Origin of the sequence: Actinomadura sp. NPDC048955, assembly GCF_040649435.1 — a bacterium.
Classification (GTDB): domain Bacteria; phylum Actinomycetota; class Actinomycetes; order Streptosporangiales; family Streptosporangiaceae; genus Spirillospora; species Spirillospora luteofluorescens.
On sequence record NZ_JBEZJI010000042.1, the window covers coordinates 19,119 to 32,679 of the forward strand.

Annotated in this window: 14 protein-coding genes; 8 read left to right on the forward strand and 6 right to left on the reverse strand. The window is 74.2% G+C overall.

Features of this window, described 5'->3' with window-relative positions:
- Positions 1-51: 51 nt before the first annotated feature.
- Positions 52-618: a GNAT family N-acetyltransferase gene (locus AB0C84_RS31235; protein WP_361073553.1), complete on the forward strand. Its 567-nt coding sequence runs from the start codon at positions 52-54 to the stop codon at positions 616-618.
- An 18-nt stretch (positions 619-636) separates the two neighbouring features.
- Here the strand turns inward: AB0C84_RS31235 and AB0C84_RS31240 are convergent, their stop codons facing one another.
- Entirely contained in the window at positions 637-1,599 is a 963-nt protein-coding gene (locus AB0C84_RS31240; protein WP_361073555.1) for a YafY family protein, read from the reverse strand.
- Positions 1,600-1,680: 81 nt separating this feature from the next.
- On the opposite strand from AB0C84_RS31240, the gene AB0C84_RS31245 reads away from it, so the two are divergent.
- Together AB0C84_RS31245 and AB0C84_RS31250 are read left to right on the forward strand one after the other, a co-directional pair.
- Positions 1,681-2,445, forward strand: a complete 765-nt coding sequence (locus tag AB0C84_RS31245) for an alpha/beta fold hydrolase (RefSeq protein ID WP_361073557.1) — start codon at positions 1,681-1,683, stop codon at positions 2,443-2,445.
- Between the two features lie 132 nt (positions 2,446-2,577).
- Positions 2,578-3,618 carry an alpha/beta hydrolase-fold protein gene (locus tag AB0C84_RS31250; protein WP_361073559.1) on the forward strand — a complete coding sequence of 347 codons (1,041 nt, stop codon included), beginning with the start codon at positions 2,578-2,580 and terminating at the stop codon, positions 3,616-3,618.
- 100 nt (positions 3,619-3,718) lie between these two features.
- Here AB0C84_RS31250 and AB0C84_RS31255 read toward each other — a convergent pair whose 3' ends face one another.
- The 3 genes from AB0C84_RS31255 to AB0C84_RS31265 all read right to left on the reverse strand — a co-directional run bounded on the left by AB0C84_RS31255 (position 3,719) and on the right by AB0C84_RS31265 (position 7,608).
- The gene (locus tag AB0C84_RS31255; protein ID WP_361073561.1) at positions 3,719-5,557 is read right to left on the reverse strand and encodes a glycoside hydrolase family 3 protein; all 1,839 of its coding nucleotides are present in this window, start codon (positions 5,555-5,557) and stop codon (positions 3,719-3,721) included.
- 131 nt (positions 5,558-5,688) lie between these two features.
- Positions 5,689-6,891 (reverse strand): AI-2E family transporter, encoded by a 1,203-nt coding sequence (locus AB0C84_RS31260; RefSeq protein WP_361073563.1) that lies wholly within the window; start codon positions 6,889-6,891, stop codon positions 5,689-5,691.
- Between the two features lie 123 nt (positions 6,892-7,014).
- Positions 7,015-7,608, reverse strand: a complete 594-nt coding sequence (locus tag AB0C84_RS31265) for a TetR/AcrR family transcriptional regulator (RefSeq protein WP_361073565.1) — start codon at positions 7,606-7,608, stop codon at positions 7,015-7,017.
- Positions 7,609-7,722: 114 nt separating this feature from the next.
- On the opposite strand from AB0C84_RS31265, the gene AB0C84_RS31270 reads away from it, so the two are divergent.
- Both AB0C84_RS31270 and abc-f read left to right on the forward strand, forming a co-directional pair.
- A complete protein-coding gene (locus AB0C84_RS31270) occupies positions 7,723-8,544 on the forward strand; it encodes an SDR family NAD(P)-dependent oxidoreductase (RefSeq protein WP_361073567.1) in 822 nt (273 codons plus the stop codon).
- 43 nt (positions 8,545-8,587) lie between these two features.
- Entirely contained in the window at positions 8,588-10,222 is a 1,635-nt protein-coding gene (gene abc-f / locus AB0C84_RS31275) for a ribosomal protection-like ABC-F family protein (RefSeq protein WP_361073663.1), read from the forward strand.
- Here the strand turns inward: abc-f and AB0C84_RS31280 are convergent.
- The gene (locus AB0C84_RS31280) at positions 10,208-10,771 is read right to left on the reverse strand and encodes a helix-turn-helix domain-containing protein (RefSeq protein ID WP_361073569.1); all 564 of its coding nucleotides are present in this window, start codon (positions 10,769-10,771) and stop codon (positions 10,208-10,210) included. The two genes, abc-f and AB0C84_RS31280, sit on opposite strands and share 15 nt — an antisense overlap.
- A gap of 91 nt (positions 10,772-10,862) precedes the next feature.
- On the opposite strand from AB0C84_RS31280, the gene AB0C84_RS31285 reads away from it, so the two are divergent.
- Positions 10,863-11,270 (forward strand): nuclear transport factor 2 family protein, encoded by a 408-nt coding sequence (locus AB0C84_RS31285; protein WP_361073571.1) that lies wholly within the window; start codon positions 10,863-10,865, stop codon positions 11,268-11,270.
- A 182-nt stretch (positions 11,271-11,452) separates the two neighbouring features.
- The gene (locus tag AB0C84_RS31290) at positions 11,453-11,944 is read left to right on the forward strand and encodes a DinB family protein (protein WP_361073573.1); all 492 of its coding nucleotides are present in this window, start codon (positions 11,453-11,455) and stop codon (positions 11,942-11,944) included.
- Between the two features lie 17 nt (positions 11,945-11,961).
- On the opposite strand, the gene AB0C84_RS31295 is transcribed toward AB0C84_RS31290, so the two are convergent.
- Positions 11,962-12,876, reverse strand: a complete 915-nt coding sequence (locus AB0C84_RS31295) for a phosphotransferase (protein ID WP_361073575.1) — start codon at positions 12,874-12,876, stop codon at positions 11,962-11,964.
- A gap of 79 nt (positions 12,877-12,955) precedes the next feature.
- Here AB0C84_RS31295 and AB0C84_RS31300 point away from each other — a divergent pair, with 79 nt between their 5' ends.
- A complete protein-coding gene (locus AB0C84_RS31300; protein ID WP_361073577.1) occupies positions 12,956-13,549 on the forward strand; it encodes a TetR family transcriptional regulator in 594 nt (197 codons plus the stop codon).
- Positions 13,550-13,561 lie beyond the last annotated feature (12 nt).

Below are 13,561 nucleotides of genomic sequence, written 5' to 3' on the forward strand. Positions count from 1 at the left end.
CCGGGGAATTACGGGTCGCACAAGACCGAATCCCCTGAATAGGATCAACGCATGCTCCGTCCCGCCTACCCGATCGAGACCGAGCGGCTGATCCTGCGGCCGTTTCGCGAAACCGACCTGGAGGGCCTGTACGCCTACCAGTCCCTGCCCGAGGTGGCACGCTTCCTGTACTGGGAACCCCGCTCCGTGGAGGAGTCGCGGTCGTTCCTGAAGCAGAAGATGAGCGCGTCCACCGTGGAGAAGGAGGGCGACTGGCTGGTCCTGGCGGTGGAGTGGCGCGAGACCGGTGAGCTGATCGGCGAGGTCAACCTGCAGTGGCGCAGCCGGGAGCACCGGCAGGGCGAGATCGGCTACATCTTCAATCCCGCCTACCACGGCAAGGGGTTCGCCACCGAGGCGGCCGAGGTCGTGCTGCGGCTGGGCTTCGAGGGGCTGGACCTGCACCGCGTCTGCGGGCGGCTGGACGGCCGCAACGCCGCGTCCGCCCGCGTCCTGGAGCGCCTCGGGATGCGCCGCGAGGCGCACCTGGTGCAGAACGAGATCGTCAAGGGCGAGTGGAGCGACGAGGTCGTCTACGCGATGCTCCGCCGCGAGTGGGACGCCCGCGCCAAGTCCTGAGCGCCGCCCGGCCGGCGGTCACCGCCCGGCCTGCTCTCGCAGGGCCTGCGCCAGTTCGCGGACGTGGCCGCGCAGCTCGTCGGGCCGCCGGATGACGAACGGGAATCCCAGGCCCGCCAGCATCCGCGCCATGCCGTCCAGGCGTTCGGCGCGCGTGGTCATCACCACTCCCCCGGCGGCCTCGGCCAGCGTCGCCGTCGTGGCGGGGATCCGGCGCCGCGCCTCGGCGAGGTCGGTCTCCAGCAGCACCTCCACTTCGTGCGCGTAGGGCACCCGCGCCAGCGACAGGGTGACGTGCTGGACGGGGTCGACGTCATCGGGCGGCTCGAAGCGGGCGGTGCCGGGTTCGGCGGCGGCGACGCGGTCGACGCGGAACGTGCGGATCTCCCCGCTGCGGTGGTCGTGGCCGGTGACGTACCAGCGCCCGGAGTGGAAGACCAGGCCGTAGGGGTCCAGGTCCCGCTCGGTCTCGGCGCCCTGCCAGGACCGGTAGCGCATCCGGACGCGGCGCCTCTGCCTCGCCGCCGCGGCGAGGGTCAGGACGGCGCCGGTGTCGGGCGCGGCGGAGTCCCGGACGGCGAGGGTGAACCCGAGCGTGTCCCGCAGTGCCTGGACGCGGTCGCGCAGGACCGAGGGCAGGACGCGCTGCACCTTGGCCAGCGCGCTCTCGGTGGCCTGCCCGGGCAGCCCCAGCCGCCGTCCGGCCAGCAGCCCGAGCACCACGGCGGTGGCCTCGTCGTCGGTGAGCATGAGCGGCGGCAGCTTGTAGCCGGGCATGAGCCGGTAGCCGCCGTACCGGCCGCGTTCGGCGACGACGGGGACGCCGAGATCGTCCAGGCGGGCGGCGTAGCGGCGGACGGTCCGCTCGTCCACGCCGAGCCGCCGCGCCAGTTCCGCCCCGCCCATGCGCGGGTTGGCCTGCAGGAGCTCCAGCATGGCCAGGACGCGGGTCGTCGGATGGGACGGCGCGGGGTGTGGCACGGGTCACTCGCTTAATCCGGGCGGTTCTTGTCCGGTATCGACCCTAGCGTGGGATCACATCCACCGAGAGGACGGCTGAACATGGCAGCTGGCAAGGCGACGTTCGTACTGGTCCCGGGGCACTGGCTCGGCGCCTGGGCGTGGGACGAGGTGGCGGCGGACCTGCGGGCCGCGGGCCACGAGGTGCGCGCGGTGACGCCGGCCGGGCAGGCCGAGCGGGCCGACGAAGCCGCCCCCGGCACCGACGTCGACGGGCAGGCCGACGACCTGGTGCGGCTCATCGAGGACGACGACCTGACCGGGGTCGTGCTCGTCGCGCACAGCGGCGCGAACATGGCGGTCACCGGCGCCGCCGACCGCATCCCCGAGCGCGTCGCCCGGATCGTCTACGTCGACACCGGCCCCATGCCGTCCGGGCTGGCCGGCATCGACTTCCACGACCCCGCCTCGCGCGCGGAACTGGAGAAGGCCGTCGACGAGCACGGCGACGGCTGGAGGCTCCCGGTGCCGGCGTTCGACCCGGATCAGGATCCGGCCAACCTCGCGGGCCTGACCGGCGAGCACCTGGCCGCGATGCGCGAGCGCGGGACGCCCCAGCCGTTCGGCACCGTGACGCAGGCGCTCACCCGCCCCGACCCGGTGCCGGCCACGCCCCGCACGCTCATCGCCTCCACGATCCCGCTGGCCGCGGTGAAGCAGATGGGCGAGAGCGGCCACCCGGTCTTCTCGATGATGACCGGGCCCGGCTGGACCTACCACGAGCTGCCGACCGGGCACTGGCCGATGCTCTCCCGGCCCCGCGATCTGGCCGCGCTGCTGGCCGAGGCCGCCGCCGGCGGGGCCTGAGAATCACTCACTTCTCCACAGCGGCGCGGAGAAATCTTGTCAGCCGCCCACGTAGATCATTTCGCCGGAGGCGAGGACACTCTGCGGAAGTCGCGCGGCCGCGGGGGTCGGGCCTGATCCGCGAGGTGAGCCTTGCACACGAACCCGACCGGCCGCCGCCGCCCGCACCGGGTGACCTGGCGCCGCTCGCTGGCCTCCGGGGCGATCACCGTCGTGCTGGCGGCCGGTCTCGGAGCGGTCGGCACCGGTCCCGCGCAGGCGCTCGCGGGACCGGTCCGGGCGGACGACGGGGCGCGCATCACCGCGGAGAAGAAGATCGCCTCCCGCGAGGTCGACGTCGCCATCGACTCCCCCGCCCTGGGCCGGGCGGTCAAGACCCGCATCCTGCTGCCGAAGAACTGGACGCGGAACGCGACGGCGACGTGGCCGGTGCTGTACGCCTACCACGGCGGCCAGGACGACTACACCTCCTGGACGCGCAACACCGACATCGAGGCGTGGGCGGCCAAGTACAACGTCATCGTCGTGATGCCGGAGGGCGACAACGGCTCGTACACCGACTGGTACAACTACGGCAAGGGCGGGACGCCCCGGTGGGAGACCTTCCACACCGCCGAGGTGCGCCAGCTGATGGAGCGCAACTACCACGCGGGCGCGCTGCGCGCGGTGATCGGCAACTCCTCCGGCGGCGCCGGCGCGATGTCCTACGCGGCCCGGCACCCGGGGATGTTCAAGTACGCGGCGTCGCTGAGCGGGATCCTGTCGATGCGCTCGATCGGGATGCCGGCGCTGCTGATGTTCACCAACGCGGGCAACGGCCAGGACCCGTTCGCGATCTGGGGCGTCCCGTGGTCGGACGACGCCAACTGGGCGGCGCACGACCCGTACTCGCTGGCGCCCAAGCTGCGCGGCACCGGCCTGTTCTTCTCCGCCGGCACGACCGGGCGTCCCGGCCCCGGTGACCCCGACGTGGCGCCGTGGGACATCGGCCTGCTCAGCGAGATCGCGGTCGGCGCGAACAACAGGGACTTCCAGAAGCGGCTGAGCGAGCTGAACATCCCCTACACCGCCCACATCTACGGCGACGGCCGGCACAACTGGCCGGCGTGGGTGCGTGAGGCGGGCGCGGTGTGGCCGACGCTGATGAAGTCGATCGGCGCGCGGAAGGTGTGACGCGCCCGCGCGTCCCCCGGTGCGAACCCGGCCCGGTTCCGGTGCGGCTGCGGCTGCCGTCCCGGAGCCGGGCCGCCGCGCGTGCGGCCCGGTCGGGGGCTCAGTAGCCCAGGCCGTGCCCGAACGGGTAGAGGGCGGTGCCCGGCTGGTCGCGGGCGGGAATGGCGACGGGCAGCCGCCCGCTCGGGTCCAGCTCACCGAACAGCACCTTGGCGGCCGACCGGAGCGCCTCGGCGGTGTAGGAGTAGGTCGCCAGGTAGGTGGTCGTCTCGGGGAACCAGGCGATGTCGTAGGGGTCGCGGACGGCGACGACGACGACCGGTTTCCCGGTGGCGACGAGCGCCTTGACGAGGTTCGTCTGCCCGGGCCCGTTGTGGCCCGGCTCCTGCTTGACGTCCCAGGCGCGGTTGGTGACGGCGACGACCAGGTCCTGGTCCCGTGCGGCGGCGACGGCCTCGTCGATCTGGGCCTGGCCGGGGCTGATGCCGGTCTGCCGGATGGTGGTGGTGGCGCCGCGGCGGGCGATCTCGGTGCCGAGGGCCGCGGTGGTGGACACGCCCCATCCGGTGACCAGGGCCTTGCGGGCGCCGGGGCGCAGGGGCAGGATCCCGGCGCCGTTCTTGACCAGGGTGGTGGTGCGGTCGGTGGCGCGCTGCGCGGCGGCCAGGTGCTCGGGGGTCCCGACGACCTGGCCGATCTTCGACTCGTCGGCGTAGGGGTCGCGGAACAGCCCGCGGCGCTGCTTCAGCTCCAGGATCCGGTAGACCGACTCGTCGATGCGCTTCTCGGTCAGCTCCCCGGACCTGACGGCGTTGACGACGGCGGCGAGCTGGCGGGGGAACACGCCGTCGCCCTGGGCGTCGGCGGGCGGCTTCAGCAGGACGTCCACGCCGGCTTTGAGGGCCAGGACGGGAATGTTCTCGTCACCGTACTTGTCGCGGACGCCCTGCATGTCGAGGGCGTCGGTGACGACGACGCCCCGGTAGTGGAGGCGGTCGCGCAGGATGCCGGTGAGGATGGGCCGCGAGAGGGTGGCGGGGTCGCCGGAGGGGTCCAGCGACGGCACGACGATGTGCGCGGTCATGATGGAGTCGACGCGCTGCTTGATCGCGGCGCGGAACGGGGGCAGGTCGAGCCGCTCCCATTCGGCGCGGGTGTGGTCGATGTGCGGGACGCCGGTGTGGCTGTCGGTGGTGGTGTCGCCGTGCCCGGGGAAGTGCTTGACGGTCGGGGTGACGCCCCCGGCCCGGTAGCCGCCGATCTGCGCGGTCACCATGTCCGACACCAGGGCGGGGTCGGAGCCGAAGGAGCGGACGCCGATGACGGGGTTGGCCGGGTTGACGTTGACGTCGGCGTCGGGCGCGTAGTCCTGGTTGACGCCGATGGCGCGCAGTTCGCCGCCGGTGATGCGGGCGAGCGTCCGGGCGTCGCCGGTGCGGCGCCCGGCGGCCAGGGCCATGCTGCCGGGCGACTGCGTCGCGGGCGGCTGGACGCGGGCGACGATGCCGCCCTCCTGGTCGATGGCGATCGTGGCGGGGACGCGCAGGGGCTGCGCCGCGGCGGCGCGCTGGATGCCGTTGGAGAACGCGGCGAGCTGCCGCGGGTCGGTGACGTTGTCGCCGTAGTAGATGAAGCCGCCGGGGTGGTAGCGGGCGACGACCTGCGCGGCGTTGTCGACCCCGTACAGCTTGCGGTTCGCGGCGACGTCGGCCGGTTCCGCGGTGGTGGCGCTCTTGCCGTAGACCTGCAGGACGAACAGCTGCGCGGCCTTGTCCTGGAGCGACATCGACCGCAGGATCCGCATCAGCCGCGGATCCTTGCCAGCGTGCGGCGCGGCCTGCGCGGCGGACGCGTCCACGCCGCCGAGGCCGGTCACCGCGAGCGCCCCGGCCGCGAGGCCGGCGAGCCACCTGCGGCGGCGCGTGCGGGGACGGTACATGACGGCTCCCTCCCGCCCCCGAGCTGCCTGATGATCAAGGTTCCTCCCGGCACGGTAGCCGCGGGGGGCGGCTCCCGTCCACGGCAATGCTCGACGATCCGTCCCGGAACCGTCCCCGATCCGGTAAAAGGTCAGCGGCGCAGCCACCGCCACCACCGCCCGGGGGGCGCGTCCGGCTTGGTCAGGGGATGCTCCTCCACCTCGTAGCGTCGCACGTAGGCGCTGACGAACGCCTGGAGGCTGGCGCCGAGCGGGATCGCCAGCAGGATCCCGATGGGCCCGGCGACGGCGGCGCCGGCGAGGATGAGCCCGAACGCGACCGCCGGGTGCATGTCCAGGGTGCGGGCGGTGATGCGGGGCTGCAGCAGGTAGTTCTCGAACTGCTGGTAGGCGATGATGAACAGCAGGATCCACAGCGCGGTGCTCGGCGACTTGGTCAGCGCGATGAGCACCGGCACGGCGCCGGCCAGGTAGGTGCCGACGGCGGGGATGAACTGCGAGACCACGCCCACCCACAGCGCCAGGGCCGCCGCGTACGGGACGCCGAGCCCGGCCATGGCGGCGTAGTGGGCGATGCCGGAGATGAGGGCGAGCAGTCCCCGGGAGTAGATGTAGCCGCCGGTCTTGTCGACGGCGATCTCCCAGGCGCGCAGGACCTCGCGCTGGCGGCGCGGCGGCAGCACGGAGCACACCGTCCGGCGGAACCGGGGGCCCTCTGCGGACAGGTAGAAGGTGAACAGCAGGACGCCGAGGGCGTTGAAGATGACGCCGAAGGCGGTGGTGCCGAATCCCCACACGTTCGCGGCAAGGCCCGACAGGTGCCGTGAGAGCGCGTCGGTGACGGTGGGGAGCCGCTGGAAGACGGTCCGCTGCGACAGGTGCGTCCCGAAGGTGGAGTTCACCCATCCGACGAACCGGCGGACGTAGCCGGGGAATCCGGTGATCAGGTTGTTGGCCTGGGCGGCCAGCAGCGACCCGATGCCGCCGAGGAACCCGGCCAGCAGCAGCGCCACGACCACGAACATCGCCGCGGTCGCCACGCCGCGGCGCCAGCCGCGCGCGGCGAGCCAGTTCACCGCCGGTTCGATCGCGAAGGCCAGGAACAGCGAGATCAGCAGGAGCAGCAGCAGTTCGCGCAGCCGCTCCAGCAGCCACAGCCCGGCCAGGAACGCCAGCACGCTCCCGCCGGCGAGCGCGAACGCCTTGGGCAGCCACGGCGGCATCTGGTGCGACCGCTCGGCGTCCTGCCCGGCGGCGGGGGCGTCGCCGGCCGGTTCACGGGCGGGCGTGTCGCCGGGCGTGTCGCCGGGCGGCTCGCCGGGCGTCTGGGGCATTCCTGCACGTTAACGGCGTCCGGGCGGGCATTCCGGACGTCCCGCACCGCGGCATGGGCAAGTTTTGCCGGGATTTCAGTCCCGCCGGCCCTGCCGGGGGGGTGGGGGTTCTCGTCGCGCGGCTCAGGGGGCGAACGCGCGCAGGGTGACGTCTACGAGCGCGTCGGCGTACGCGGGGGTGAGCGGCCCCGAGCGGTGCAGCCAGCGCTGGAAGAGCGGGGCGTACAGGACTTCGAGCACGAGGTCGAGGTCGGCGTCCGCGCGCAACTGGCCCGCCTGCTGGGCGCTGCGCAGCCGCTCCTTCTTGGCCCGGTCGAGAGGGTCGGCCAGCTTCTCGCGGTACAGGGCGGCCAGGTCGGGATCGTCGATGATCTGCGTGTTGAGCGCCCTGAGGGGCGCCTCGAACGCCGGGTCGGCGAACTCGGCGGCCGTCGCCCGCATGACGGTCCTGAGGTCGGCCGCGATGTCGCCGGTGTCGGGCAGCCGGACGCCCTCCTCTCCCTCGCTGAGCGCCAGGAACGCGTCGAAGACCACCGCGCCCTTGGAGGGCCACCAGCGGTAGATGGTCTGCTTGCCGACGCCCGCGCGCGCCGCGATGGCCTCGATCGTGACCTTGGCGTACCCGAGCTCGGAGACCAGCTCACGCGCGGCGGTGAGGACGGCCTGCCGGGATCGCTCGCTGCGCCGCGCGGGGTCGGGCTTTCTGGTGCTGGACACGCCGGGAGTGTACCGCAAACGAGACGAGACGGTCCGTCTTGACACGAGGGCGGCGCGGCCGCATACTCCTTCAACGAGACGAACCGTCTCGTCTTCAAGAAGCGAGGAGTGTGGATGACGACCGCCCGCGTATGGTTCATCACCGGCGCGTCGAGAGGCCTGGGCAGGGCCTTCGCCGAGGCGGCGCTCGCCGCCGGGGACCGCGTCGTGGCGGGCGCGCGCGACCTGACCCCGCTCGACGGTCTGGCCGCCGACCACCCGGACCGCCTCGCGCGGCTGACGCTGGACGTCCGCGACCGCGCCGCCGTGCGGACGGTGGCCGACCGGGCGGCGGCCCGGTTCGGGCGGCTGGACGTCGTGGTCAACAACGCCGGCGCCATGCTGCTCGGCATGGTGGAGGAGGCGACCGAGGAGCAGATCCGCGCCCAGTTCGACGTCAACTTCTTCGGCGCGGTCTGGGTGGCCCAGGCCGTCGTGCCGCACCTGCGCAGGCAGGGCTCCGGCCACATCCTGCAGGTCACCACGATGGGGACCGGCGGCGGCGTCGCCTCCGCCGGGTTCTACGCGGCGAGCAAGAGCGCGCTCGACTCGCTCAGCCAGGCGCTGGCGATGGAGGTGGCGCCGTTCGGGATCAAGGTGACGATCGTGCAGCCCGGCGGGTACGGCACGGACCTGTTCACGCGCGGCACCACCGCGACCTCGCCGCTCCCTGAGTACGAGCCGCTGCGCGTCCGGATGGCCGAGATGTGGGGCGAGGACGCCGGTCCCGATCCGAGCACCGCCGCCCCGGTGGTCATGGAGCTCGCCGCTCTGGAGGAACCGCCGCTGCGGCTGATCGTCGGCGGCGCCTCCTACGACATGGTCCAGCAGATGGACCGGGCGCGCACCGAGGAGTACCAGGCCTGGGAGCACCTCAGCCGCAAGGCCCCGGGCTGACCCGCGGCACCCGTCCGCACCCTGACGAGAAGGAGGTGGCGCTCTGCGCGCCCCTGCCCAACTGGCACTCGACCAGATCACCAAGCGCTACGGGACCCGCACCGTCCTGGACCGGGTCTCGCTCAGCGTCAGGCCCGGCGAGCGCCTCGGAGTGATCGGCGACAACGGGTCCGGCAAGTCCACGCTGCTCAGGCTCATGGCGGGCGCCGAGCGTCCGGACAACGGCGAGGTCGTGGCCGTCGCGCCCGGCGGCGTCGGGTACCTGCCGCAGTCGCTCGCGCTGCCGCCGGACGCCACCGTCGCCGATGCCGTCGACCTCGCCCTGGCCGACCTGCGCGACCTCGAATCCCGGATGCGGGCCGCCGAACGCTCGCTCGGCGCGACGGGCGGGCGGGAGCGCCCGAACCTGGACGCCTACGCGGAACTGGTGGCGGAGTTCGAGGCGCGGGGTGGCTACGAGGCCGACGTCCGGGTGGAGCTCGCGCTGCACGGGCTCGGCCTGCCCGGGCTCGACCGGGGCCGCCCGCTGGGCACGCTCTCGGGCGGCGAGCGCTCCAGGCTCGCCCTGGCCGCCACGCTGGCGTCCTCCCCCGAGCTGCTGCTGCTCGACGAGCCGACCAACGACCTGGACGACCAGTCCACGGCGTGGCTCGAACGGCGCCTGCGCGCCCACCGGGGCACGGTCGTGGCGATCACGCACGACCGGACGTTCCTGGAGCGGGTGACCACCGCCGTCGTCGAGGTGGACGGCGGGCGGGTGCGCCGCTACGGCGACGGGTACGCCGGATACCTCGCCGCCAAGGCCGCCGACCGCGCCGCGCAGGCGCGGGCGCACGAGGAATGGAGGACCGAGCTGGACCGGCACGCCGCGCTGGTGGACGCCAACGCGGGCCGCCTCGCCGCGATCCCGCGCAAGACGGCCAAGGCGGGCATGGGCACCGGCGCCTGGCGGGCGCGCTCGCGCACCCACGGGGCCGCCGGGCGCATCCGGCAGTCCCGGCAGCGGCTGCGGTGGCTGGTCGACCACCCCGCGCCGCCGCCTCCCGAGCCGCTGCGCTTCACCGCCGTCCCGGCCGCCGCGGGCGCCGCCGGCGACGAGGTGGCCGCGCTCGCAGGCGTGGTGGTGCCGGGACGGCTCCGCGTGGAGTCCCTGACCGTCCGCGCCGGTGAGCGGGTCCTCGTCACCGGCCCGAACGGAGCGGGCAAGACCACCCTGATGCGCGTCCTCGCCGGGGAGCTGCGTCCGGCGGAGGGCGAGGTGCGCCGCACCGGCCGGGTCGGGTTCCTCCGGCAGGACGGGCCGGTCGGCGCAGGGCACCGGACCGTCCTGCAGGCTTACGCGCACGGCCGTCCGGGCAGTCCCGACGAGCATGCGGACGCCCTGCTCGCCCTGGGCCTGTTCCGCCCCGGCGACCTGGAGCTGCGCCTCGCGGAGCTGTCCCACGGGCAGCGGCGCCGGGTCGAGCTGGCGCGGCTGGTGAGCGATCCCCGGGACCTGCTCCTGCTCGACGAGCCGACCAACCACCTGTCGCCGATGCTCACCGAGCAGCTGCAAGAGGCGCTCGCCTCCTACCAGGGTGCGCTGGTGGTGGTCACGCACGACCGGCGCCTGCGCGCCGCGTTCACCGGCACCCACCTCGAACTGGCCGAGGGCCGCCCGCTCTCACCGGCTAGTTAGGCCGTGCCGGGCGATCGCAAGCAGGCGGCGGACCTGGTCCGGGGCGGTGCTGGAGGTGGCGATGGCGTGGGTCAGGGTCAGCACCTCCGCCACGGTGAGATCTCCCCGGGCGGCGCCCTCCTGCTGCGCTCTGGAGAGAAGCCTCTCGGCGGCGCGGGTCAGGGCGGCGTGCCAGCGCGCGAACTGCTCGGTGCGCCGCGCGCCCTCGCCGTCCGCGCCGGCGAAGGCCGGGGCGCGCCCGGTCGCGACCTGGACGGCGAAGGACTCCAGCCAGGCGTGGAGCGCCTCACCCGCGTCGGCCTCGGTCAGGAGGGCGGCGCCCCGCTCGCACAGGGCCGCGACCTCGTCGGCGTAGACGGCGGCGAGCAGGTCGTCGCGGGTCGGGTAGTGCCGGTAGAGGGTCGCGTTGCCGACGCCCGCGCGCTTGGCGATCTCGTCCAGGGGTGCGCCGGGGCCCCGCTCGTCGAACACCTCCCGGGCGGCCGCGACGAGCAGGCGCGCGTTGCGCTCGGCGTCGGCGCGGCGCGCCCGGCCGGGGACGGCGGTCATCGCGGCTCCCTGGTTGTCGAGCGGGGACGTCCCCGGTTAGCCTAGCGGGGCATTAAACGGGGACTTCCCCACTTATTGGCGAGGAGGGGCGATGGCGTTCACCGCCGAAGATCGCACGGAGATCACTGAGCTGATCTCCCTGCACGGCCACCTGTGCGACAGCGGGGACCTGGACCGGCTGGGAGAGCTGTTCACCCCCGACGTCGTCTACGACGTCTCCGACTTCGGGGGCGGGCCGCTTCTCGGCGTGGCGGCCTGCGCCGAGGCCGCGCGGGCGCTGGGCGACCTCAACCCCGTCGGGCATCACGTCACCAACATCGTCCTCGCCGAGACCGCCGGCGACCGGGTGCGCGCGTACTCCAAGGGGCTCGGCGTCAACGCCGACGGCACCGTCGGCAGCGTGACCTACGAGGACACCCTCGTCCGCACCCCGCGCGGCTGGCGGATCAGCCACCGGACGGTCCGCGCGCACCGCACTCCCTTGGGCGGACGCCTGTGAGGCTCCGGCGGGCCCGGGACCTGGCGGGCGACGATCCCGCCGGTGAACGCCGCCATCGGCCCGCTGTTTGCCGGAACGGCAAGATTTCGTGCCGGGTCGCGGCGCGGATGCCGAGACTGGCCGCAGCCCCGCACCGCGGGCCCGCCCGCCAGCGGGCCCGTCCCGCGCAGAAGGAGATCATTGTGCCCACCGCGCGACGCGGCCGCCGCCGCGACACCCCGCCGCCCCGGACCGGGGGTACCGAGGCCGAGACCCTGCGCGGGTTCCTCGACTACCTGCGGACCTCGGTCGCCGCGAAGGTCGAGGGCGCGCCCGAACCGCAGGTGCGGACGGCCGGGGTGCCGTCGGGCACGAACCTGCTCGGCCTGCTCGGCCACCTGACCTTCGTCGAACGCTCGATGTTCCTCGGGGAGGAGGTCACCGACTGGCAGGCGACGTTCCAGGCGGCGGCCTCGGACGGCGTGGACGAGGTCGTGGCCCGCTACCGGGACGCGGTCGAGCGCGCCAACGAGATCCTCGACCGGTGCGCCGACCTCGACGCTCCCCTCCCCCGGCCGGGGCGCCCCTCCCCCAGCGTCCGCTGGGCCCTGGCCCACATGATCGAGGAGACCGGCCGCCACGCGGGCCACGCCGACATCCTCCGGGAGCAGATCGACGGCGCGACGGGCCGCTGACGCCCGGCCGGGTCCGGTCAGCGCGGGGTGGCGAGGAGGCGGCGCAGCGCGGCATGGCCGGGCGGGCCCCAGGTGGGTTTGCCGCCGGGCCGGCCGCGGACGCCGGCGTCCCCGATGAGGATGCAGGCCAGGGCGCGGCCCACGGCCCATCCGCGGGCGCGGCGCAGCGTCGCGGCGTCCGGGGCCGGCCGGTAGGCGGCGTGGAAGCGGTCGACGGCGCCGTCCGGCAGGAGGATCCAGGCGGAGGCGAGGTCGAACGCCGGGTCGCCCGCGAAGAGGTCACCGAAGTCGACCACACCGCTGACGGTGCCGTCAGTGGTGAGGACGTTGGCCGGGTGCAGGTCGCCGTGAAGCCAGAGCGCCGGGCCGTCCCAGTCGGGCGCGGCGGCGGCGTCCTCCCAGACCGCGCGGACGGCGCCGGGGTCGGGGACGAGCCCGAAGCCGGCGGCCGCGTCGAGCTGCTCGATCACCCACTCGGAGTGGCCGGCCAGGGGCCCTCCGCGGCCCCGGCCGGCGGGCGCGTGCTCGGGGGCGGGCCGGTGGAGCGCCGTCAGGAAAGCGGCCAGGGCGTCGGCCGCCTCTGCGGCGCGGGCGGCGGGGGCGCGGTCGGCGGGCGTGCCCGGCACCCATGTGGTGACGATCCAGGGCCGCGGGAACCGCGGGGAGGGCTCGCCGAGACGTTGCGGGACGGGGACCGGCAGCGGCAGGTGAGGGGCGAGGGCGGGCAGCCAGGTGTGCTCCTTGCGGAGCAGCTCGTCCGCGGACTGCGTCGCCCAGGGCAGCCGGACGGCCAGGTCGTCGCCGACGCGCCACAGCTGGTTGTCCCATCCGCGCGCGCCGAGCCGCACCGGCTGGTCGGCCAGATCGGGGTGCTGGTCGCGCAGCAGGTCCCGCACGAGCTCAGCGGTGATCTCGATCTCGGCATGCGTCATGCGGAACCACGGTAGTCCCCGGGCCGGGCGATTTTCACATACGGCGATGTATGCGGATACGAGGATGTATCCTGTCGTCATGGCAAGGGAGACGCGCGCTGAACGCCGGCAGCGCACGCGCGAGGAACTGGTGGCGTCGGCGACGCGGCTGTTCGCCGAGCAGGGGGTCGCCGCGACCTCGGTCGAGGCGATCGCCGAGGCGGCCGGGTACAGCCGCGGCGCCTACCACAGCAACTTCGAGACCAGGGAGGAGATCCTCGACGCCGTCGTCGCTCGCGTGGTCGGGAGTCTCGGCCCGGAACTGGTCGCCGTGCTGCGCGGTCAGGGCAGCGTCCTGGAGCGGCTCGCGGCCTATGTCCGCGGATTCCTCCAGTACTGCGCGCGGCGGCCGGTGGAGACGCGCGCCCTGGTCGCGGTCGTCGCGCACCGCGCCGCGGCGGCGGCCGACGTCTACGACGAGCTCGTGGCGGCGTCGCTCGCCGACGTCGTCGCGCTGCTGGAGGAGGGGCAGCGCACCGGCGAGCTGCGCCGCTTCGACCTCGTGATGATGGCCTCGATGCTGCGCCGCACCCTCGACGCCGAAGGGCTGCGCGTCGCCCGCGGCGCTCCCGTGGATGCCGTCAGCGACGAGCTGGTCGCCACTTTCGTCCGAGCGACACGCTCGGCCCCCTGATCGAGAGGCTGA